The organism is Polaromonas sp. DSP2-3-2b2 (genome assembly GCF_049895905.1).
Taxonomy (GTDB): domain Bacteria; phylum Pseudomonadota; class Gammaproteobacteria; order Burkholderiales; family Burkholderiaceae_C; genus Polaromonas.
Map to the genome: position 1 here is coordinate 1 of NZ_JAFCTH010000029.1, position 20,818 is coordinate 20,818.

Here is a 20,818-nt window from a genome sequence, read left to right on the forward strand (position 1 = left end):
ACGGCGCGCCGGTTCAGACGCGGGTCACCCAAATCAATCGTCTCGAATTCTTGTTCCGCCCAGCCCATCCATCCGCCCCTTTTGTCATTGAGCTGCCTATGTTACGGACTTGTGTGTAATGGGATGGGCATAACCCAGTCCAAGAATTCCGCCGCACCCCCCCTGTATTCGTATTCAATTGCTGTTGACAATGGCCACTGACGCCACTGACGCCACTGACGCCACTGAGACGGACGCTCGCCTGTTGCGTCCTCGCCTGAGCGGTCTAGCCCGCACGCCGATGAAACACTTAATCAGCCTGCTGGCGGTGGTCTGGTGCTGCTGAGCCCCTTGGGCAACATCTTGCCTGCATTGACCATCAGCTTGCTGGCGCTCGACTTTCTTGAACGCGATGGCAGTTGGCTCTTGGACGGTATTGGGGTGGTCATGGCGCTGACATCGTCGGTCTCTGGCGTGATCTTTGCCATGAGCAAAACTAGCTCGTGTTTCTTTGCCCAGGCGTTGTCATGAGCAAACTTCGCGCAGCCGGTTTTATTGGCAGCCGGTGGCGTGGCGAACCTTCAGCAGCGGTTGTCTATTGGCGGGACATGCTTGCCGTCGGCAGCCTTATCAACCTTTTTACCGGCTTTGCTGCGCTGATGTTTGCAGCCCAATGCACAGACATTGTTATTGCAGCGGCGGTACATTTCGCACTCCTGCCTTACAACGTATTTCTTGTCGTTGCATTGTGGCGAACGCAACAATGCACCCGGATCATGGCCTGGACTTCTTTGGTGTGGCTGGGGGTAGTCACCGTGCTGTGAGGGTGAACCGGGTGGAGCCAAGGCAACTTGGCCGACCATCTGGTTTATCTTGATGGCCTGCCAATCGCAGGCAGAGCAGTTGATGGACGAGCCGCTGGTCTTAGAAACCAGCTTCCAGCTTGCCTCGGTAGCCTAGCACCAGCAGGCTCAGGTGGTGCATTTCAAGCACCGTGAAGACTGGCACGTCGGCGTTGTCCATAAAATATGCGCAGTCCTTGTGGTGGTAGTTATGCGAAACCTGGCGGCTGCGTAATATCAGAGATTAATTTCAGCTCATAAATTCCTCGCGCGGAATTCATCGTCAATGTAATCTACGTTTCCCTTGCAAAGTAAACGGCAATTGCTGTTAATGTCTTTTCGATTTCGATGATTAACGAATTTGAAAATGAATGTCGTGTTCAGAAAAAATGGTTGTCGTTGTCGTTGTCGTTGTCGTTGGATTTGCGAAGTCGCTTATCGCGGGGACGGGCGCGAGGATGGAGTGCTCCTTTTGGAAAATACCATTCCTTTTGTCGTCACCTTTCCAAGTCGGAAATAGGAATGGGGCCTGATGCCCCGAACTACATGCTTTCAGCACCCCGTTACTTAAACCATCCTGGGAATGGTCCCGACTTTCCAAGGCTTGGCCGTTTGATTGCTGCCTTGTTTTTACTGCCATCGACTGGTCTGCGCAATTCTGGACACCCAGACCACCTAACCGGATTGCACAATCAGTTCGCACACTCGGTGAATGGGGCGCAGTCAGATGCACGGCTTGCTCACGGCCGTTTTGTCATCGGTGATGAACAACATGCCTTCCGTGCTGTTCAGCCCTTTGTCAATCGATGTTTCTTCCGCCCAAGTCGCGTTCGCGAAGCGATGATTTATGCCAACATTATTGCCAGTGACCTGGGGTCCGGTGATCATGCCCATCGCAAGCCTTGGCGACACTGCTCTGGCTGCGTTTGCCGGCAACCGTCATCGAATATCTCAAGACCCCGCCCAGCCGCGCCGACGCTGCAACAATTGCTGGAAAGCATGGACGTGCCTGCTCAAGGCGGTCGCTGCGCAAGATGTGATTCAGGTCAAATTGTTGGTCGCAGTCTTCATGTGAGTCATGATTTCACCGATGATGATCCGGAATAAGTCTTAAATCATTAAACTCAGCCCATGACCCGCAATCGCCGTAACCGCCTGATCACTGTGCTTTTCGCGCTGGTCAGCCTGCTGTTCATGCAGTTGGCGGCGGCGAGCTACGTTTGCCCGGGCACGGCATCAAAAGTCGCTGAAGTTGCGGCGATGGCCGAAGCCGACATGCCATGCGCTGAATCCATGACGCTGGCCATGGACGAATCGCAGCCTAACCTGTGTCAGGCACACTGCCAGGCCGGGCAGCAAACAGCCGACAGGTATGAATTGCCTGCCCCGGTGGTCATGGTTACTCTGCCGGCTGATTTCACATTGCCACTTACTGCCCCGGTGTTTTTGGGAGCGCCATTGCAAGCGCCCCACCTGAAGCGCACCACGGCTCCGCCCGTCGCCATCCGGAACTGCTGCTTTCGTCTCTGACCTCCTTGATCGTTTAACGCCTGCCTGGATGCATTTCTGATGCATTGGCAGGTTTTTATTTGTGCTCAGGAGGTTTTATGTCTATTTCGTTTCCGATTTACCAGGCTGCCGTTGCCGCCGTGCTTGTTGCCATGGGGTCCCCGTCCTGGGCAACTGACCCGTTGACCCTGGTGGAGGCGCAGCGCATTGCTGTAGGCCGCTCCCAGCAACTGATTGCCCAGGACGCACGCACCACAGCCGCCCGCGAGCAGGCTGTGGCTGCCGGCCAGTTACCCGACCCCGTGCTCAAGCTTGGCATTGACAACCTGCCGGCCAATGGTCTTGATCGTCTCAGCCTCACGCGTGACTTCATGACCATGCGCAGGATTGGCGTCATGCAGGAGATTCCACCCCTTGAAAAACGTCAGCTCAGAACTCAAAGATTTGCACGCGAAGCCGAGCGGGTGCAGGCGCAGCGGCAAGTGACGCTCGCCAACGTGCAGCGGGACACGGCGTTGGCTTGGCTGGATCGCCATTACGCGCAAGCCCAGCGTGAATTGCTGCAGCAGCAAATCGAGGAAACCTGGCTGCAGGTTCAGGCCGCTGACAGCGCCTTTCGTACCAACCGGGGCAGCCAGGCTGACCTGTTCGCAGCCCGCGCTGCAGTGATCGTGCTACAAGACCGGCTGAGCCAGATTGATCGCGAATCGCGCAGCGCTTCCTTGATGCTGGCCCGGTGGGTGGGCGCGACCAATGCGGAGCGACCGCTTGCAGGAACACCACCATGGCAAAGCAAACCGTTGCACGTTGACGTGCTGAACGAACACCTCAATCGGCATCCCGAACTGTTGGTCATCAGCGCCGAAATTGAGGCGGCCGAAACCGAGGCCCGTCTTGCCCAGGCTGACAAGAAGGCCGACATCAGCGTGGAGGCGAGTTACGCCCAGCGCGGCCCAGCCTTCTCCAACATGCTTTCCATCGGGGTATCCATCCCCTTGCAGTGGAACCCCAAAAACCGCCAGAACCGAGAGTTGAGCGCCAAGCTGGCCATGGTCGATGAGGCCAGGGCCAGGTACGAGGACATGCTGCGCAAAAATGAAACCGAGGTACGCAGCCTGCTCAACGAGTGGCAGACGGGCAAGGAGCGGCTGGTCCGGTACCGGGATGAACTCATTCCCACTGCCCGACAGCGCTCCGAAGCGACGCTCACGGCTTACCGCATCGGAAAAAGCGACTTGGCTGCCGCGCTGCTGGCTCGCCGCGATGAATTTGATGTTCGCATAAAGGCCCTGATCCTTGAGATGGAAACGGCGCGCTCCTGGGCACAACTCAATTTCCTGATTCCCGATCACGATATGGCAACCATCGCTACGGAGTTGCCATGAACAGGAAATTTCTCATTGCCGCGCTGCTTGCTGCAGGCGTGCTTGGTGCTGCCGGTTACGGCCTGTATAGCCTGGGGTTGAAAAACGGCAGCCGCATGGTGGCAGTCTTCACGGCCGGTGACGCACCGCCAAGCCCAACCACAGCGCCAACGCCCGGCCCTCAGAGCGTCGCCGAAGGTGAAGAGGCAACCCGCCGACATATCGCCGTAGGTCTCAAAGCGGGGGACATCGATCCGATGACCGGCGGCAAAATTCTTTACTACCACGACCCGATGGTGCCCAGCAGCAAGTTCGACAAGCCGGCCAAGTCGCCTTTCATGGACATGATGCTCGTGCCGGTCTATGCAGAAAGTGGCACCGACCAGGGCAAGGTCACCGTCAGTCCGCGCATTCAACAAAATCTGGGCGTGCGTACCGCGATGGTGACCGAGGGCACGCTGTCGCCGCAGGTTTCCGCTGTGGGCAGCATTGCGTTCAATGAACGCGACCAGGCCACCGTCCAGGCCCGGGCCACCGGTTATGTCGAGCGCCTGCATGTGCGCGCCACGCTGGACCGGGTCACCAAGGGTCAACCGCTGGTTGAGCTCTATGTTCCGGACTGGGTGGCTGCGCAGGAAGAATTTCTGGCCATCCAGCGCATGCAGGGTCATGACCTGGCGTCACTGGTGGACGGCGCCCGCCAGCGCATGCGCCAGGCGGGCATGAGCGACGCGCAGATTCGTCAGGTGGAAGCGACCGGAAAAGCGCAGACCCGCATCACGCTGACGGCGCCGATTGGCGGTGTGGCGGTGGAACTGCTGGCCCGCGAAGGCATGACGGTGATGGCTGGCACGACCCTGTTTCGCATCAATGGCCTGTCCACCGTCTGGGCCCATGCCGAAGTGCCCGAGAGCCAGTCCGCATTGCTGCGGCCAGGGGTGAAGGTGCAGGCGCGCAGCCCGGCAGCGCCTGGCATGACCTTCGACGGCAAGGTGCAAGCTGTCTTGCCCGAGGTGAACCCAGCCACGCGCACGCTCAAGGCCAGGCTTGAACTGACGAACCCCGGAGGGCGCCTGGTGCCGGGCATGTTCGTATCCATGCAGTTCATGGACATGCGCGCCGAAAAGGCCTTGTTGATTCCCACCGAAGCCGTCATCCAGACCGGCAAGCGCACGGTAGTGATGCTGGCCGAGGACAATGGCCGCTTTCGGCCGGTCGATGTCCAGATGGGTATTGAAAGCGGTGGCCAGACCGAAATCAAGCGCGGCCTGCAGGCCGGTCAGCGCGTGGTGGTGTCGTCGCAATTCCTGATCGATTCCGAGGCCAGCCTCAAGGGCGTGGAAGCCCGGTTGAACGAAGTTCCCCAGGCTGCAGCCGCTACGACGGCAACGCGTCACGAAGGCGAGGCCAGGGTCGAAGCCCTCGGCAAAGACGAGATCACCCTGTCGCATGGGCCTATTGCCTCGCTCAAGTGGGGCGCGATGACCATGGATTTCAAGCCGCCACCTTCAACGCAGCTGCCGAGTAATCTAAAAGCCGGTGACGGGGTGAGCTTTGAGTTCTACATGGGCGAGGACGGGCTGCCTCAGCTGACACGGCTCATGCCTCTGGCCTCGGCACCGGGCGCTGCATCCGCAGCGACAGGGAGCAAGAGGTGATCGCCAGTCTGATCCGATGGTCCATCGCGAACCGTTTTTTGGTGCTGCTGGCCAGTTTGATGATCAGCGCCTGGGGCGTGTACTCGGTGCAAAGAACGCCGTTGGATGCCTTGCCCGACCTGTCCGATGTGCAGGTCATCATCCGCACCACCTACCCGGGCCAGGCGCCACGCATTGTCGAGAACCAGGTCACCTACCCCTTGACCACGACCATGCTCTCAGTGCCGGGCGCCAAGACGGTGCGCGGCTACTCCTTTTTCGGCGACTCGTTTGTCTATGTACTGTTTGAGGACGGCACCGACCTGTACTGGGCACGATCGCGGGTGCTGGAATACCTTAACCAGGTGCAATCGCGCCTGCCAGCAGCCGCGAAGGCCACGCTGGGGCCCGACGCGACGGGCGTGGGTTGGATTTACCAATACGCACTGATCGACCGCAGCGGAACGCAGGACGTTTCGCAACTGCGCGCGCTGCAGGACTGGTTTCTGAAGTACGAACTCAAAACCGTGCCCAACGTTGCCGAGGTCGCCTCGATTGGCGGCATGGTCCGCCAGTACCAGATCGTGCTTGATCCGGACAAGCTGGCGGCCTACGTCATCCCGCATACCCGTGTGGTCGAAGCCATCCAGAAGGCCAACCAGGAAGCCGGGGGCTCGGTGCTCGAACTGGGGGAGGCCGAGTACATGGTGCGGGCCTCGGGGTATCTTCAGAGTCTGGACGACTTCCGGGCGGTGCCGTTGATGACCACCCCTGGCGGCGTTTCAGTGCGCCTGGGTGACGTGGCGCGCATCCAGATCGGCCCGGAAATGCGCCGAGGCATTGGCGAACTGGACGGCGAGGGCGAAGCCACTGGCGGGGTGATCATCATGCGTTCGGGCAAGAACGCGCTGGAAACGATTGCGGCGGTCAAGGCCAAGCTCGCCTCCTTGCAATCCAGCCTGCCCAAGGGCGTGGAAATCGTGCCGGTCTACGACCGCTCCGGGCTGATTGAGCGCGCCGTGGACAACCTTACCTACAAGCTGCTGGAGGAGTTTCTTGTCGTGGCGGTGGTGTGCTTTATCTTTTTGTTCCACTTGCGCTCGGCCTTCGTGGCCATCATCTCGCTGCCGCTGGGCATTGTGATCGCCTTCATCGTGATGCGCTACCAAGGCGTGAATGCGAACATCATGTCGCTGGGCGGCATCGCCATTGCCATTGGCGCCATGGTCGATGCGGCGGTGGTCATGATCGAAAACGCCCACAAACACCTGGAGCACTGGGGTCGCGACCATCCAGGAGAGACGCTGCGGGGCGAGGCGCGCTGGCGCGTCATTGGCGACGCGGCAGCCGAAGTGGGGCCGGCGCTGTTCTTTTCGCTGCTCATCATCACCTTGTCGTTTGTCCCGGTGTTCACGCTGGAAGCCCAGGAAGGTCGGATGTTCTCGCCTCTGGCTTTTACCAAGACCTATGCCATGGCGGCAGCGGCCGGGTTGTCGGTCACCCTGATACCGGTGCTGATGGGTTACCTCATCCGGGGCCGGATTCCCGACGAAAAAGCCAATCCCCTAAACCGCTTGCTGATCGCGGTCTACCGCCCCATGCTGGAAATGGTGCTGCGCGCGCCCAAACTCACCCTGCTGGGTTCCTGCATCGTGCTGGTGCTCAGCCTGTGGCCGCTGCAGTACATCGGTGGTGAGTTCATGCCGCGCCTGGACGAGGGCGATCTGCTCTACATGCCGTCGGCGCTGCCAGGGCTGTCGGCTGGAAAAGCGGGCGAGCTACTGCAGCAGACCGACCGGCTGATCAAGACCGTGCCCGAAGTTGCCACGGTTTACGGCAAAGCCGGGCGCGCCGAGACCGCCACCGATCCGGCGCCGATGGAAATGTTTGAAACCACCATCCAGTTCAAGCCCAAAGACCAGTGGCGTGCAGGCATGACCCAGGACAAGCTGGTGGAAGAGCTCGACCGCATCGTCCAGGTGCCCGGCCTGTCCAACATCTGGGTGCCGCCGATTCGCAACCGCATCGACATGCTCGCCACGGGCATCAAGAGCCCGGTGGGCGTGAAGGTGGCTGGCACCGATCTGGCGACCATCGACCGGCTGACGGGTGAGATCGAGCGGACGCTAAAGGTGGTTCCGGGCGTCAGCAGCGCACTGGCCGAACGCCTGAGCGGCGGTCGTTATGTTGATGTGAACATCCGCCGTGACGCCGCCGCACGTTTTGGCCTGAACATTGCTGACGTGCAGTCGGTCATCACTCTGGCGGTGGGGGGCGAGAACATTGGCGAGACGGTCGAGGGCTTGCAGCGCTTCCCCATCAATGTGCGCTACCCCCGGGAAATCCGCGATTCCCTGGAGAAGCTACGGCACCTGCCTTTTGTGACGGAACGCGGTCAGCGCCTGGTGCTGTCGGACGTGGCCGACATCGGCATCACCGATGGCCCGCCCATGCTGCGCAGCGAAAACGCCCGTCTGTCGGGCTGGGTCTATGTGGATATTCGGGACCGCGATCTGCGCTCGGCCGTGCAGGATATGCAGAAGGCTGTGGCCGAAAAAGTGAAGCTGCCGCCCGGGTATTCCATTTCCTGGTCTGGCCAGTTCGAGTTCCTGGAACGTGCGACGGCCAAACTCAAGGTAGTGGTGCCGTTTACGCTGCTCATCATTTTTGTGCTGCTCTACCTGACCTTCAAGCGTTTTGACGAAGCTTTGCTGATCCTGGCCACGCTGCCGTTTGCGCTGGTGGGGGGTATCTGGCTGCTTTACCTGCTGAGCTACAACCTGTCGGTTGCCGGCGCTGTCGGATTCATTGCACTGGCCGGAGTCTCAGCGGAATTCGGCGTGATCATGCTGCTGTACCTGAGGTCTGCCTGGGACGACAGGCTCGCGCAGGGGAAAACCAGCGCTGCTGACCTGCTGGACGCCATCCGTGAAGGCGCGGTGTTGCGCGTGCGGCCCAAAGCCATGACAGTGGCCGTGATCCTGGCGGGCCTGTTTCCCATCATGTGGGGAAGCGGGACGGGCTCCGAGGTCATGCAGCGCATTGCCGCGCCCATGGTGGGCGGCATGATCACGGCGCCGCTGCTGTCGATGTTCGTGATTCCGGCGGTCTACCTGCTGATGCGCAGGCCGCGAGAAACTCAGCGCACATCGGGCAGCTTCTGGAGGCGCCGCCGTGCACTGATTTAAGCATGGCTTGGACTTGATCGGGCGGAGGGGCTCGGCGTTTGATTGCCAAGCTTGTAAGATGATGCCGCGTATATTGACGCGGATCAACTATTTGTTGCCGCATGCGCGTACGATGAAATTTCTGTGATCTCATCCACCATGAAATTTTTTTCCAACACCCGCGCCAAGCGCAACACCGCATTCATGGTGTTGCTGGTGTGGCTGTTTGCGCTGACTTCAGGAGTTGCAAATGCGTGCCTGCTGGAAGCGCGCCAAACGCATTCCCACGTTGCTACAGCCGCATCTTCCGAGGCTGCTGCGCATGCATCCGTGATATTGCCTGGTCACACGGGAGCCGTTGCCGATGGCGTTGGTGAGCAGCACTTCAAGGCGCCGTGCCTGAAGGTTTGCGACGATGGCACGCGCTCTTTCCCGAAGCAGGACTCGACGGTCGCCCAGAACGATGCCGGTCCAGCGCCCCTCGTTCAGGTTCTCTGGGGCAAAGTAGCGCCTAGCATTCCGACGCTTCGTCATATGGATGTCGAGCAGCCAGCCACGCCTGAGCTGCCCATCCGCGTTCGCTTCTCGCGACTGGCCATTTAGCGGCCTTCCGACGTTTGACCCTGAGCCTCGCGCTCTGTGGCCTGCGTTCGTATCTCCATCCAATTTGCTTTTGTGCCCCCGGGCGCGCAAAGCAGACTTGAGTCTTGCACCAGCAGCGTCGATGCCTACCCAAGGCACAGCACCGCACACCGTATTCCATTTCTCTGTTACCTAACCAGGAGTCTGTCATGACCCATTTTCGATTCATTCCCCTTGCCATTGCCCTCACCGCCGCCATCGCATTGACCGCCTGCAACACGGCTCCGACGATGATGCCCATGGGCAGCGCGTCTGCCAGCAGCATGGGCACGCCTGGCCAGATGAGCCAGATGGATTCGCAGATGAAAACGATGCAGGCCATGCACGACAAGATGATGAGCGCCAAGACCCCTGAAGAGCGGAACAAGCTGATGGCCGAACACATGAAATCCATGCAGGACGGCATGGCCATGATGGAAGGCATGTCCGGTGCCGGCAAGGGCGGCATGAAGGGCATGCCGGGCGGTATGGACAGCATGGGCGACATGGGCGCGCACCGGCAGATGATGGAAAAGCGCATAGAGATGATGCAGACCATGATGAAAATGATGATGGACCGCATGCCGGCGGCACCCGCCAAATAAAGAAGTCCATGCCAAGACGCCGCTGCGCACGGGCCAGGCGCTGGCCATTACCGTCGGGCTGTTTTATGCCCTGTGTGCGCTGATCTGGGTCGTGGCGCCTGGTCCATTCCTGGGCTTCATGAACAGCCTGTTCCATGGCATGGACTTCAGCACCATGGTGCAGCCTCGGCCGTTCGCATGGACGGGATTCCCGACGGCGCTCCTCGTACTGAGCACCTGGGCCTTTTTTGCCGGTGTGTTCTTTGCCTGGTTGTCCAGCCGATTGACGCGTTGATCAACTCCCGGTTTGGGAAGGCGCAGCCATCGGGCAAGGCGCTCGGCTGGATGACGCGCGCCGTATTTTGTTTTGCTTACCGCCGGGTTTGACGATCTGGCGGGAAGCGTTGAAGGTTAGAAAAGAAAAGCCCTATGTTGAAGAGAAGACAATTGTTTCAGCTCGCCGGAGTGGCCGCCTGGATGTATTCCGGTGCGGGTTACAGCCAGGAAGTGGCTGCAGTGCCATTTCGCCACTACCCCCTTGATCCCGTCGACGCTGCCAACTTCCGGCAAAAGCTTTTTATGCCGAGTAGCAGCGGCCCATTCGGCGTGCTTGATGTCGCGGGGCCTTTGAAAATCCGCGCCACCGCAGCGAGCTTTCCGATCCTGCCCGGCCCCACATCGCCAATCCCTTCGCCGTTTTTGCTGTACGAGACCGAACACGCGGGCAAGGCCTACCAAAATCCCATCCTGCGCATCGAGAGCGGGTCGCGCTTTGCGGCCAGCCTGGACAACGCGCTGCCGGAGCCGACCATCATCCACTGGCACGGCCTGCACACGCCCGCCGCCATGGACGGTCATCCGGTCAACACCATCGCTCCAGGTGGCCGCTACGAGTACGACTTCACGGTGCGAAATCGCGGCGGCACCTACTGGTACCACACGCATGCGCACGGGTCGACCGCGAAGCAGGCTTACAACGGTCTGGCGAGCTTTTTCCTGGTGGACGACGACGACCAACGCCGCCTGGCCAAGGCACTGGATCTGCGACTGGGCGTGACTGATCTGCCCCTGGTCATCCAGGATAAGCAGTTCGACGCGCAAGGCAAGCTGCGCTACCAGCCCAACGCACAGGAGTCGATGATGGGCTGGCTGGGCGACGTGGTGCTCGCCAACCTGACGCCCAATGCCATGCAGACTGTCACCCCGCGCACCTACCGCCTGCGTCTTCTCAATGGGTCCAACGCACGCATCTACCGGCTTGCCTTCGTCACCGGCAAAAAAAAGCTGAAGTTCACCGTCATCGGCACCGATGGCGGCCTGATCGAGCGGCCCGAATCGGTGGCCGAAGCCTTTCTCGCACCGGGGGAGCGTCTCGATGTCCTGTTGGACGCCGGCCAAGCGCAGATTGGCGCGGACATCTTTCTCAAAAGCCTGGCATTCGATCCCATGGAAAACGAAGGACCCGCCATGCCCAAAATGGCGGGAATGGCAGGAATGAAGCACGGCGCCGGGCATGCAGCGCCTGGCGCGGCTTCGGCGCGACTGCTGTTGGGTGTCGAGTTCAATGTGCTCAAGCTCACGGTCACGGCTGGGGAACGCATCGTTGCCAAGCTGCCAGCCACGCTGTCCAAGGTCAGCGCCATTCCCCTCCAAGGCGCCACGCAGCGCAAGATTGAACTGTCGTTGGAAAACATGCGCTTTCTCATCAATGGGCGCACTTTTGTCATGGACGAGATCGCGTTTGATGTGAAGCGTGGCGCGGTGGAGGTCTGGAGCATCAGCAACCCGACTCTAGGCATGCCTCACCCGATGCACATTCACGGCTTTTCGTTTCAGGTGCTGGAGCGGCTCAACAGCCCGGCCCAGGTGTTGGCTTCGGCGCGTTTTGGCAAGGGGCGCACGGCGGGCGACCTGGGCTGGAAGGACACCGTGCTGGTTTGGCCGGGCGAAACGGTGCGCATTGCCATCGACTTCACCCATGACTTTCCCGGCGATCAGACCTATCTGCTCCATTGCCACAACCTCGAACACGAGGACGCCGGAATGATGATCAATTTTCGCGTGCAAGGCTGAAAGCGGCCTGATGCCCAGGCTTTAGCCCGTTCAGACCAGGAGGTTTTCAAATGAACCACGAGCACGATGCACTGCCAGGCCAGAAAAGCGCGCCATCACAGGCGCCGCCATTTTGGCGCTCCCGGTACGGCCTGGGCTGGGTGGTGTTCGGTACTGTTGCCGCATTCTTTTTGCTGAGCGAGCACCGCGCCCACTTCCTGGGTGCGCTGCCCTACCTGCTGCTTCTGGCCTGCCCGCTGATGCATCTGTTCATGCACCACGGCCATGGCCGTCACCCGAGTCCCGGCGAAAAAGTGGCCGGGCCGGCCAAGCCAGGCCAACCGAACCAGGGGGACCCCTCATGAGTCACGACCAACCGGCCTACGGGCTGTGGCTGCTGGTTGTCATCAACTCGGCCGTTTTCATCATGTTTGCTTACAGTTTTTTCAAGCCGGCAACGGCGCGGGACTGGCGAACCTTTGGGTCTTTTGCCGCTTTTATCGTGGCATTGTTCGTCGAGATGTATGGCTTTCCATTGACCATCTACCTGCTCTCAGGATGGCTGCAGACCAGGTATCCGGGCCTGGACATCTTGTCCCACGATAACGGTCACCTGTGGTCGACTTTACTGGGCGAGAAAGGTGATCCGCACTTTGGTGTCCTGCATCTTGCCAGCTACTTATTTCTCGCCGGGGGCTTCATCTTGCTGTCCAGCGCCTGGAATGTGCTGTACCACGCCCAGCGGCAGCATGCGCTGGCGACGACCGGGCCCTATGCCGTGATTCGCCATCGCCAGTACGTGGGGTTTGTCCTGATCTTGCTGGGCTTTTTGTTGCAGTGGCCGACGCTGCTGACCCCGGTCATGTTCCTCATCCTGCTGGTGATGTACGGGCGCCTGGCGCTGACAGAAGAGGCCGAGATGCGTGCGCAATTTGGCGACGTCTTTGATCGTTATGTGGAGCGTACACCGCGCTTCCTTCCACGATTACTTCATGGATCAGCCACCAATTGACCCCGGCACCACCAAAGTTCATCTCGGGAGGTTCATGGCAAATCACACAAACATCAGACCCCTTGACGGTAATGCCGCTTATGACTTTCACCTTTGCCCGCACCTTTCTTCGTGTGGCCTGTTGGAGCTGACCCGAAGCACGTGTTTTTTTACCTCGACTTTTCTAAATGGAGCTCACCATGTCGTCACTTCGTCACACCCTTTTGACTTTCGCTCTTGCCACAGCCTGTGCGGGTTTATGGGCTCAAACCTCTGTGCAGACCTCTCAAAATAGTCAGAAAAGCGCTGCAGCACAGCTCGCCGAGCCAAAAGTCGAGAAGCTCGCCGTTGCGGCCGACCCTTTGAAAAAGGCGGTGCTCATCGGCCGTGCCGCGGCAGGCGACATGGTTTTTCAACTGGAGCTTGAAGGTTCGGAACCGATGTGGATGCAGATGGGCAATCCGCCCACTTGGGGTGCACATCAACCCGCAGACGACGAGCGCTACCACGTCGAGTTAAAGCTGACAGACCCGAAGACCAAGACGCGCATTCCCTACGCAAACATCAACTTTGCCGCGACAAACAAGGAGACCGGCAAGACCATCACCTTGCCTTTGCCACCGATGTGGGGCAGCAGTGGCCTCCACTATTCGGCCAACAGTGCACTTCTGGGGGACGGTACCTACGCCGCCACGGTGACGGTCGATGTACCGACATTCCAGCGCGAACTGAAAGACAAAGACCTGTGGTCCAAACCGGTGAACGCCAAGTTTCACTTCAAACTTGCTAATGGCAAGTTAACGGAAGTCTCGCAGGCAAGCCGCTAAGGGCTACTGGTGGCCTATCTTATTTGTCCCACTGCAGCAAGGCTGCTGCCAAGACCTCTGGCTGCCACAGCGGCAGCACAGGCGGTTGCGGTAGTTGCTGACTGCGGTGGAATCTGATGCCCGGACAGTTAACACTCCTTGAAAGAAATGATCATGCCCTCTAACGACCGACTCCTACAGCCCGAGGTCAATGCGAAGCCCGAATCCCCATCGTACGGGTTTCACGCCCACCTCGGAAATACCGACTTTGCAGCCGCCGTCGAACAGGTGAGCGACGCACTGAAGAAGGAGGGGTTCGGCATCTTGACCGAGATCGACGTGCAGACAACGATGAAAAACAAATTGGGCATTGATGTTCCTGCGCATCGCATTCTCGGCGCATGCAATCCCACACTGGCTCACCGCGCGCTGATGGCTGAACCTGACATCGGCCTGTTGCTGCCGTGCAATATAGTCGTGCGTCAGGACGCCGACGGCAAGGTGACGGTCGGCCTTATTGACCCAATAGCAATGCTTCAAGTGACTGACAACCCGGAAGTGGCAACAGTCGCACAGGAGGCCCGCGAACGATTGCAACGGGTATGCACCGCGCTGGCCGTGGGCTGAACTTCTGCAAAATATTTTTTTAAGGGAGATCGGCATGGTTTGCACAAGAGGCTACATGATGGGACAACGATGGATGCTCGCGGGCTGGATGGCTTGCGCTGGCGTCGGGCTGGCGACGTCGCCTTTGGTGGCGTTGGCCCAAACAAGCCTTGATGCCACCGCCACGCAGTCGTCGAGCGAGCAGGGCGTGACGGTCAAGGTGACTGCGAAGTCGATCGGACTGCCGGCCAGACAGTGGGAGTTCGCTGTCGTGCTGGACACCCACAGTGCGGACTTGAGCGACGACCTGAGCCAAAGCGCCACCTTGACGACCGACGACGGGCGCACGTTCAAGCCTGCGGGCTGGCTCGGCGCGCCACCGGGCGGCCATCACCGTGAAGGCGTGCTGGCATTTGAAGTGCCGGCGCCGCGGCCTGGCGTGATCGAACTCCGGATCGACCGGCCAGGCGAATCCGCGCCCCGGATCTTTCGCTGGCAACTCTGAAGGAGCGATGCCATGAATCAGCTTGAGAACGACCCCCCTGCGCCATCGTTCTGGCGACGCCCGGTCGGCATGGCGCTGGCAACGGCCGCCTTGATCGCCGGTTTTTACCTGCTCCGCGAGCACTGGGGGCATGTACTGGGCTACTGGCCGTACTTGCTGCTGCTCGCCTGCCCGCTGATGCACCTGATGCACGGGCACGGCCATGGGGGCAATGGCCATCACCCGCAGGCGCCGGGTCGTACCCACAACGACAAGGAATAACCCCATGGACATGAAAACACATCAACCCCACAGAGGCACCCCGCCAGCCAGGCCATCCTCGCCAACCGATCTGAAGGATCCGGTGTGCGGCATGCTTGTTACCGAGCAGTCGCCGCACACGCTGACGCAGGAGGGGCGGCCCTACTATTTCTGCAGCGCCAAGTGCCAGGGCAAGTTCGCGGCGAATCCGCTGCAATACGTCGCGCCCGCGCCACCGGTGGAGACCACTCCAGCAGCGGCCGGCACGATCTACACCTGCCCGATGCACCCCGAGATCCGCCAGGACCATCCGGGCAATTGCCCCAAGTGCGGCATGACGCTCGAGCCCTTGCTGCCGGAACTCGGTGACGATGAGAACCCCGAGCTGCGCGATTTCCAGCGCCGGTTTTGGTGGACCCTGCCGCTGACGGCTCTTGTGTTTGTGCTCGCCATGTTCGGCCACCGTTTTCAGTGGATGGACATGGCCGTGCAGAGCTGGGTCGAGCTGGTGCTGTCGATCCCCATCGTCCTGTGGGCCGGCTGGCCGTTCTTCTCGCGTGGTTGGCAGTCCGTGGTGAACCGCAGCCCCAACATGTGGACCCTGATTGGCCTGGGCACCGGCGCGGCTTTCCTCTACAGCGTGGCGGCGACCCTCGCGCCACAGGTGTTCCCGGCTTCTTTCGTCTCCATGGGCCGCGTTGCCGTGTATTTTGAAGCGGCCGCCGTGATTATCTCGCTCACGCTGCTGGGCCAGGTGCTCGAACTCAAGGCCCGGTCGCAGACCTCGGCGGCGATCAAGTCGCTGCTCGGCCTGGCGCCCAAGACCGCGCGGCGCATCCGGCAGGATGGGACCGAAGAGGATGTGCCGCTGACCCATGTGCATGTGGGCGACTTGCTGCGCGTGCGCCCTGGCGAGAAGGTGCCGGTTGATGGCGTCGTGACGGAGGGCGGCAGCTCGGTGGACGAATCCATGCTCACGGGGGAACCGATGCCAGTGAGCAAGCGCGTGGGCGACAAGGTGATCGGCGCCACGCTCAACACCAGTGGCGCGCTGGTGATGCGAAGTGAGCGCGTGGGCGCATCCACCATGCTGTCGCAGATCGTGCAGATGGTCGCCCAGGCCCAGCGTTCCCGGGCGCCGATGCAGCGCATGGCCGACGTGGTGGCGGGCTACTTTGTCGTCACGGTGGTGGGCATTGCCTTGCTGACATTTTTTGTTTGGGGATTTTTCGGGCCTGAGCCCAGTTGGGTGTTCGGCCTGATCAATGCGGTGTCGGTGCTGATCATTGCCTGCCCGTGCGCGCTGGGCCTGGCCACGCCGATGTCGATCATGGTCGCCACCGGCCGTGGCGCGACGCACGGCGTGTTGTTCCGCGATGCGGCGGCCATTGAGAACATGCGCAAGATCGACACCCTGATCATTGACAAGACTGGCACCCTGACCGAAGGCCACCCGACGTTCGACCGCGCCGTGCCCGCCGCTGGCTTTGAGGCCGACGAGGTGCTGCGCCTTGCCGCCAGTCTGGACCAGGGGAGCGAACACCCGCTGGCCGAAACCATCGTACGCGCCGCCCGCGAGCGCGGCATGGTTCTCGACAAGCCCGAGAACTTCGAGTCCGGCTCGGGCATCGGCGTGCGCGGCCAGGTGGCTGGGCGTCAGCTGGCGCTGGGCAACACCACGCTGATGGACCAGATCGGCGTCTCGGTCGCTGCCCTGGTGCCGCAGGCCGAAGCCCTGCGGGCAGAAGGCGCCAGCGTCATGCACCTGGCGGCTGATGGGCAGCTGATGGGCCTGCTGGCCGTGTCCGACCCGGTCAAGGCCAGTACGCCCGAGGCGCTGGCGACGCTGAAAGCGGCCGGGCTGCGCATCGTGATGGCCACCGGCGATGGCCTGACCACGGCCAAGGCTGTTGCCGCCCGCCTTGGCATCGACGAGGTGCATGGCGAGGTCAAGCCGGCCGACAAGCTGATGTTGGTCGAGCGCTTGCAGAAGGACGGCCGCGTCGTGGCGATGGCCGGAGACGGCATCAACGATGCGCCAGCGCTTGCCAAGGCCGATGTTGGCGTGGCCATGGGCACCGGGACCGATGTGGCGATGAACAGTGCGCAGGTCACGCTGATCAAGGGCGATCTGCGCGGGATTGCGATTGCACGCGCCTTGTCCGAAGCGACCGTGGGCAACATGAAGCAAAACCTGATGTTTGCCTTTTTGTACAACGCGCTGGGCATCCCGATTGCGGCCGGCGTGCTGTACCCGCTGACCGGCTGGCTGCTGTCGCCCTTGATTGCCGCGCTGGCCATGAGCTTGAGCTCGGTATCGGTGATTGGCAACGCTTTGCGTCTGCGAAACAGACTCGTATGACGCCGCTGTTTGCATCGTATCGCCAGCAGCAACTGCCATCGCCCCAGTCGTGAAGGCTCAAAAAAGTCAAGAAAGAAGGGGTGCGCGGTGATTACGTCCCGAACGCACTATTGCAGGCTGAGCCCTGATAGGGGTTTTTATTTTCCAACAAAGAGTGATCATGGTGACAAGAACAAATAACTGGCTTTTGACCGCGGCGCAGATGGGCCTGCTGGCCTGGTCCGGCGCCACCTTGGCAGCCGACAAGGTGTATGTGGCCAATGAGGGTGCTGACACGGTCAGCGTGCTCGATGCCGCTTCGTTCAAAAGGCTCTCAAACGTGCGCGTCGGCAAGATGCCGCACAACGTGCAGGTATCGCCCGACGGCAAGCTCGTATGGGTCACCAACAACGGCGAGCCAGGCCAGGCAGTCGATACGTCTGCGCACAAGGGCATGGCCAAAGGCGACCACGATGCGATGGGGAAACCCGGAGCCGTCTGGGCCATCGATACCCGTAGCGACGCAGTCGTCGCCAAGGTGCCGGTTGGCATGCACCCGGCCCATGTGGTGGTGTCGCCCGACAGCCGCTTTGCCTACGTCACCAACGGCGGCGACAACACGGTCAGTGTGATCAACACCCCAGCGCAGCGCCTCGTGGCGACGATTCCGGTCGGCCAGTTTCCCCACGGACTTCGGATCAGCCCGGACGGCAAGCAGGTCTACGTTGCCAACCTCAAGGGCGGCACAGTCTCGGTGATTGATACCGCAAGCCAGAAAGAAATCGCGCAAATTCCGGCAGGCAAGGGGCCGGCCCAGGTCGGCTTCACACCGGACGGTCGTCTCGTCTTGGTCTCGCTGTCGGAGGAGAACGCCGTCGCCGTGATCGACCCGGCCACGCGAAAGGTGATTCGCAAGATCGCGGTCGGAACGGTGCCGATCCAGCTGTATGTCATGCCTGACTCGCGCACGCTGCTGGTGGCCAACCAGGGTACGCGCAAGAAGCCTGGCCGCACCGTCAGCATGATCGACCTGGAGAGTTTCAAGGTCGCAAAGACAGTCGTGACCGGCGCCGGTGCCCATGGCGTGGTCGTCGACCGCGAGGGTCGGTACGCCTACGTGACCAACACCTACGCCAACTCGGTCTCCGTGCTCGATGTGAAGGGCCGCAAGGTCACCAAGACCGTTCCTGTCGGTAAGGGCCCCAACGGTATCAGCGTGACACCTTGATGCTTATTCGGCGTTTGCCGCTGTCCAGCAAGGTATTCCTTGTTTGCGGCCTCTGGCTTGTTGCGCTGGGCCTGTACTTCGCGCTCCTGCGCCCCGCCTTGCTGCCCGAAGATCCGCGCTACATCGGCGGCTCGCTTGAGGCGATTCGCGCCGCAGTGCCCGGACTGGAGCGTTGGCTTGGACACGTGTTCAAGGTCATGGGGGGCTTCATGCTGGCCACTGGCGCGCTGACGGTGCTTGCCGTTTGTCATTGGCTTGCAAAGCGCGAACGAGGCACGTTCGCCGCCTTGGCAGTGGCCGGCGCGGCCAGCGTCGGGCTGATGAGCGCCATCAACTTTCTTTTGAACTCGGACTTCCGATAGCCGCTCTTGCTGCCCGCGCTCTTGTGGCTTTTGGGCCTTGCGTGTTATCTCGGGGAGCGCTGATTTGCTGGCTGGACAAACCCAGGTTCCGAAGATTTAAGGAGGACAGGCATACCGCCATTGCCCCGGTGTTTCGACAATATTGCGTTTGTGACGCGACGAATACTGATCGGCGGTTCATTTCGCAACAGGTCAAACGGCAAGTCCAGGCGATGAGCCTGTCAACGTCCACCTAAAGAAGCGCATCTTGCGATGCCATCCCAAGACGCGTTCACGGCGAATGCGTCTTGCGTTTTTTCCGGGGTGCCCTGTTTGGCATTCGGCCAGTCTTCTTGTGCTTTGCGCGGTCACGCCAAAGGAAATAATTAATGATCAGCAGAACCACCAGGCCACTGGCGCCCGCACTGAGCAGTATCGCGGTCACACCCATCCTGTGATGCGAACGACTGCACAGGAACTTCCTGCGTCGTCGAGGATGGGCTGAAATGAAGGCCTGATTGGGGGTATGGATGGCCCGGGGCGCATAAGCCTTTCCCCGGACTTGCCCTTGATTAATTGGCCGGCTGAATGTCCGTCACCACCATGGCACCACCGGCTTTTTCTGCCTTGAAGCGGACCTTTTCCCCGACCTTTGCTTTTTCCAGCAGGGCAGGGTCCTTGACCTGGAACACCATGGTCATGCCAGGCATGTCCAGGTTCTTGATTTCACCGTGCTTGATGGTGATCTTTTTTGCGTCCATGTCGACTTTGCGGATTTCGCCTTCTGCCATGTCGCTTGATGCCGCCATAGGCATTTCTTTCTTGGCATCGTCCTTCATCATGGGCGCGCTTCCATGTGAGGTCGCATAGGCGGACGAAACGCCCGCCAGCATGGCGGTGAGAACCAACAGGGTTTTGAAGTTTTTCATGATGTTTTCTTTCAGGATTTGACAGAAGATTTGGCAGGATAGGACTGATAAACACGCGAGCTGCCATCGGCCAGGACCAGCATCACATCATAGGCATCCCGGGTGTCGCCCATTTCCATGCCCGGTGAGCCCATCGGCATGCCGGGGACGGCCAGGCCAAGTGCCTTGGGTTGCTCACGCAGCAGCCGGCGCAACTCTTGCGCCGGAACATGTCCCTCCACCACGTAGCTGTCCATGCGCGCGGTATGGCAGGAACCGAACTTGGCATTCAAGCCGAGTTTCTGGCGGATGGGCGCCGTGTCTTCGACATCATGGGTCACCACCTCAAAGCCGCTCTTGCGCAGATGCGCCACCCATTCATGGCAGCAGCCGCAACTTGGCGTTTTCCAGACAGTGACTTGGTTGGCGCTGCTGGCAGCCAGCGCACGCAAAGGCTGCGTCAAGACAGCAGCGCCCACGAGCGCAAGCGGCATCTTCAGTGCGAAGCGACGGGAAACCGTCTCAATGTTTCTTTTCGACATGACCATTTCCTTTGGACTGCGCCTGGCTGCTTGCCACATTGACCATACCCTTCATGCCAGCGTCATAGTGACCAGGCTGCAGGCAAGCGAAGTCAACCTTGCCGGCCTTGGTGAAATGCCAGATGATTTCGCCGCTTTTTCCTGGCGCCACGGTGACCATGTTTTCGTCGGCATGTTCCATTTCGGGATTCTTCTTCATCACCTCGTAGTGCTCCTTGAGCTCCTTCGCGGTTCCCAGCACCATTTCGTGCTTGACCTGGCCGGAATTCTTGGCGACAAAACGGATGGTTTCGCCCTGCTTGACGGCGATTTTTGACGTGTGAAAGCGCATGTCGTCGGTCATGTCGACGTTGACGGTGCGCGTCACATTGGCGGCAACGCCGGGTTTTCCGATCTCATCAACACCGCCATGGCCACCGGCGTGGTTGCCTGCGGCCATGGCCGTGAGAGCCAGAAAAATGCCGGGAATGGCGATCAGGATGTTGCGTGATTTCATGAAATACCTTTCAAGGATGGGAGTGGAAAAAGTGTGGTGGCCAGGCAATCGTCAGCTTG

24 protein-coding genes are annotated in these 20,818 nt (G+C 60.4%); 20 read left to right on the forward strand and 4 right to left on the reverse strand.

Annotation, left to right across the window (positions count from 1 at the left end):
* A partial coding sequence (locus ACP7AD_RS16940) for an IS4/Tn5 family transposase DNA-binding protein (protein WP_426166346.1) occupies nucleotides 1–68 on the reverse strand: 68 nt, incomplete at its 3' end.
* A gap of 247 nt (nucleotides 69–315) precedes the next feature.
* On the opposite strand from ACP7AD_RS16940, the gene ACP7AD_RS16945 reads away from it, so the two are divergent.
* The 20 genes from ACP7AD_RS16945 (at nucleotide 316) to ACP7AD_RS17040 (ending at nucleotide 18,834) form a co-directional block, all read left to right on the forward strand.
* Nucleotides 316–510, forward strand: coding sequence for an exopolysaccharide biosynthesis protein (locus tag ACP7AD_RS16945; protein WP_426148925.1), 195 nt, complete (start codon nucleotides 316–318; stop codon nucleotides 508–510).
* A complete protein-coding gene (locus ACP7AD_RS16950) occupies nucleotides 507–803 on the forward strand; it encodes a hypothetical protein (RefSeq protein WP_426148924.1) in 297 nt (98 codons plus the stop codon). The genes ACP7AD_RS16945 and ACP7AD_RS16950 overlap by 4 nt, the downstream gene beginning before the upstream one ends.
* A 366-nt stretch (nucleotides 804–1,169) precedes the next feature.
* Nucleotides 1,170–1,928, forward strand: coding sequence for a hypothetical protein (locus ACP7AD_RS16955; protein WP_426148922.1), 759 nt, complete (start codon nucleotides 1,170–1,172; stop codon nucleotides 1,926–1,928).
* 24 nt (nucleotides 1,929–1,952) lie between these two features.
* Entirely contained in the window at nucleotides 1,953–2,351 is a 399-nt protein-coding gene (locus ACP7AD_RS16960; RefSeq protein WP_426148921.1) for a hypothetical protein, read from the forward strand.
* Between the two features lie 77 nt (nucleotides 2,352–2,428).
* On the forward strand, nucleotides 2,429–3,715 hold the full coding sequence (locus ACP7AD_RS16965) for a TolC family protein (RefSeq protein WP_426148919.1): 1,287 nt from the start codon (nucleotides 2,429–2,431) through the stop codon (nucleotides 3,713–3,715).
* Complete coding sequence (locus tag ACP7AD_RS16970; protein ID WP_426148917.1) at nucleotides 3,712–5,352, forward strand: efflux RND transporter periplasmic adaptor subunit; 1,641 nt, start codon at nucleotides 3,712–3,714, stop codon at nucleotides 5,350–5,352. The genes ACP7AD_RS16965 and ACP7AD_RS16970 overlap by 4 nt, the downstream gene beginning before the upstream one ends.
* Nucleotides 5,349–8,519: an efflux RND transporter permease subunit gene (locus ACP7AD_RS16975; protein WP_426148916.1), complete on the forward strand. Its 3,171-nt coding sequence runs from the start codon at nucleotides 5,349–5,351 to the stop codon at nucleotides 8,517–8,519. The genes ACP7AD_RS16970 and ACP7AD_RS16975 overlap by 4 nt, the downstream gene beginning before the upstream one ends.
* A 123-nt stretch (nucleotides 8,520–8,642) precedes the next feature.
* Nucleotides 8,643–9,101, forward strand: coding sequence for a hypothetical protein (locus tag ACP7AD_RS16980; protein WP_426148914.1), 459 nt, complete (start codon nucleotides 8,643–8,645; stop codon nucleotides 9,099–9,101).
* Between the two features lie 188 nt (nucleotides 9,102–9,289).
* Nucleotides 9,290–9,724, forward strand: coding sequence for a hypothetical protein (locus tag ACP7AD_RS16985; RefSeq protein ID WP_426148912.1), 435 nt, complete (start codon nucleotides 9,290–9,292; stop codon nucleotides 9,722–9,724).
* Between the two features lie 22 nt (nucleotides 9,725–9,746).
* A complete protein-coding gene (locus ACP7AD_RS16990; RefSeq protein WP_426148931.1) occupies nucleotides 9,747–9,998 on the forward strand; it encodes a DUF5676 family membrane protein in 252 nt (83 codons plus the stop codon).
* A 134-nt stretch (nucleotides 9,999–10,132) separates the two neighbouring features.
* Nucleotides 10,133–11,776 carry a multicopper oxidase family protein gene (locus tag ACP7AD_RS16995; protein ID WP_426148911.1) on the forward strand — a complete coding sequence of 548 codons (1,644 nt, stop codon included), beginning with the start codon at nucleotides 10,133–10,135 and terminating at the stop codon, nucleotides 11,774–11,776.
* Between the two features lie 50 nt (nucleotides 11,777–11,826).
* Nucleotides 11,827–12,120 carry a DUF2933 domain-containing protein gene (locus tag ACP7AD_RS17000; RefSeq protein WP_426148910.1) on the forward strand — a complete coding sequence of 98 codons (294 nt, stop codon included), beginning with the start codon at nucleotides 11,827–11,829 and terminating at the stop codon, nucleotides 12,118–12,120.
* Entirely contained in the window at nucleotides 12,117–12,767 is a 651-nt protein-coding gene (locus ACP7AD_RS17005) for a methyltransferase family protein (RefSeq protein ID WP_426148909.1), read from the forward strand. The genes ACP7AD_RS17000 and ACP7AD_RS17005 overlap by 4 nt, the downstream gene beginning before the upstream one ends.
* Nucleotides 12,768–12,946: 179 nt before the next feature.
* On the forward strand, nucleotides 12,947–13,573 hold the full coding sequence (locus ACP7AD_RS17010) for an iron transporter (protein WP_426148907.1): 627 nt from the start codon (nucleotides 12,947–12,949) through the stop codon (nucleotides 13,571–13,573).
* Nucleotides 13,574–13,726: 153 nt separating this feature from the next.
* Nucleotides 13,727–14,179, forward strand: coding sequence for a DUF302 domain-containing protein (locus ACP7AD_RS17015; protein WP_426148906.1), 453 nt, complete (start codon nucleotides 13,727–13,729; stop codon nucleotides 14,177–14,179).
* 55 nt (nucleotides 14,180–14,234) lie between these two features.
* Nucleotides 14,235–14,663, forward strand: a complete 429-nt coding sequence (locus ACP7AD_RS17020) for a hypothetical protein (protein ID WP_426166334.1) — start codon at nucleotides 14,235–14,237, stop codon at nucleotides 14,661–14,663.
* 12 nt (nucleotides 14,664–14,675) lie between these two features.
* Entirely contained in the window at nucleotides 14,676–14,924 is a 249-nt protein-coding gene (locus ACP7AD_RS17025; protein WP_426148904.1) for a DUF2933 domain-containing protein, read from the forward strand.
* A gap of 10 nt (nucleotides 14,925–14,934) precedes the next feature.
* Nucleotides 14,935–17,265 (forward strand): heavy metal translocating P-type ATPase, encoded by a 2,331-nt coding sequence (locus ACP7AD_RS17030; protein WP_426148929.1) that lies wholly within the window; start codon nucleotides 14,935–14,937, stop codon nucleotides 17,263–17,265.
* Between the two features lie 160 nt (nucleotides 17,266–17,425).
* On the forward strand, nucleotides 17,426–18,472 hold the full coding sequence (locus tag ACP7AD_RS17035; RefSeq protein WP_426148903.1) for a cytochrome D1 domain-containing protein: 1,047 nt from the start codon (nucleotides 17,426–17,428) through the stop codon (nucleotides 18,470–18,472).
* Nucleotides 18,472–18,834, forward strand: coding sequence for a hypothetical protein (locus tag ACP7AD_RS17040; protein ID WP_426166337.1), 363 nt, complete (start codon nucleotides 18,472–18,474; stop codon nucleotides 18,832–18,834). Before ACP7AD_RS17035 ends, ACP7AD_RS17040 begins: the two co-directional genes overlap by 1 nt.
* Nucleotides 18,835–19,385: 551 nt before the next feature.
* On the opposite strand, the gene ACP7AD_RS17045 is transcribed toward ACP7AD_RS17040, so the two are convergent.
* The 3 genes from ACP7AD_RS17045 to ACP7AD_RS17055 are packed head-to-tail and all read right to left on the reverse strand — an operon-like array spanning nucleotide 19,386 to nucleotide 20,759.
* Nucleotides 19,386–19,742, reverse strand: a complete 357-nt coding sequence (locus ACP7AD_RS17045; RefSeq protein ID WP_426148901.1) for a copper-binding protein — start codon at nucleotides 19,740–19,742, stop codon at nucleotides 19,386–19,388.
* A gap of 11 nt (nucleotides 19,743–19,753) precedes the next feature.
* Complete coding sequence (locus ACP7AD_RS17050; RefSeq protein ID WP_426148900.1) at nucleotides 19,754–20,263, reverse strand: DUF411 domain-containing protein; 510 nt, start codon at nucleotides 20,261–20,263, stop codon at nucleotides 19,754–19,756.
* Nucleotides 20,244–20,759, reverse strand: a complete 516-nt coding sequence (locus tag ACP7AD_RS17055; protein ID WP_426148899.1) for a cupredoxin domain-containing protein — start codon at nucleotides 20,757–20,759, stop codon at nucleotides 20,244–20,246. The genes ACP7AD_RS17050 and ACP7AD_RS17055 overlap by 20 nt, the downstream gene beginning before the upstream one ends.
* Between the last annotated feature and the right edge of the window lie 59 nt (nucleotides 20,760–20,818).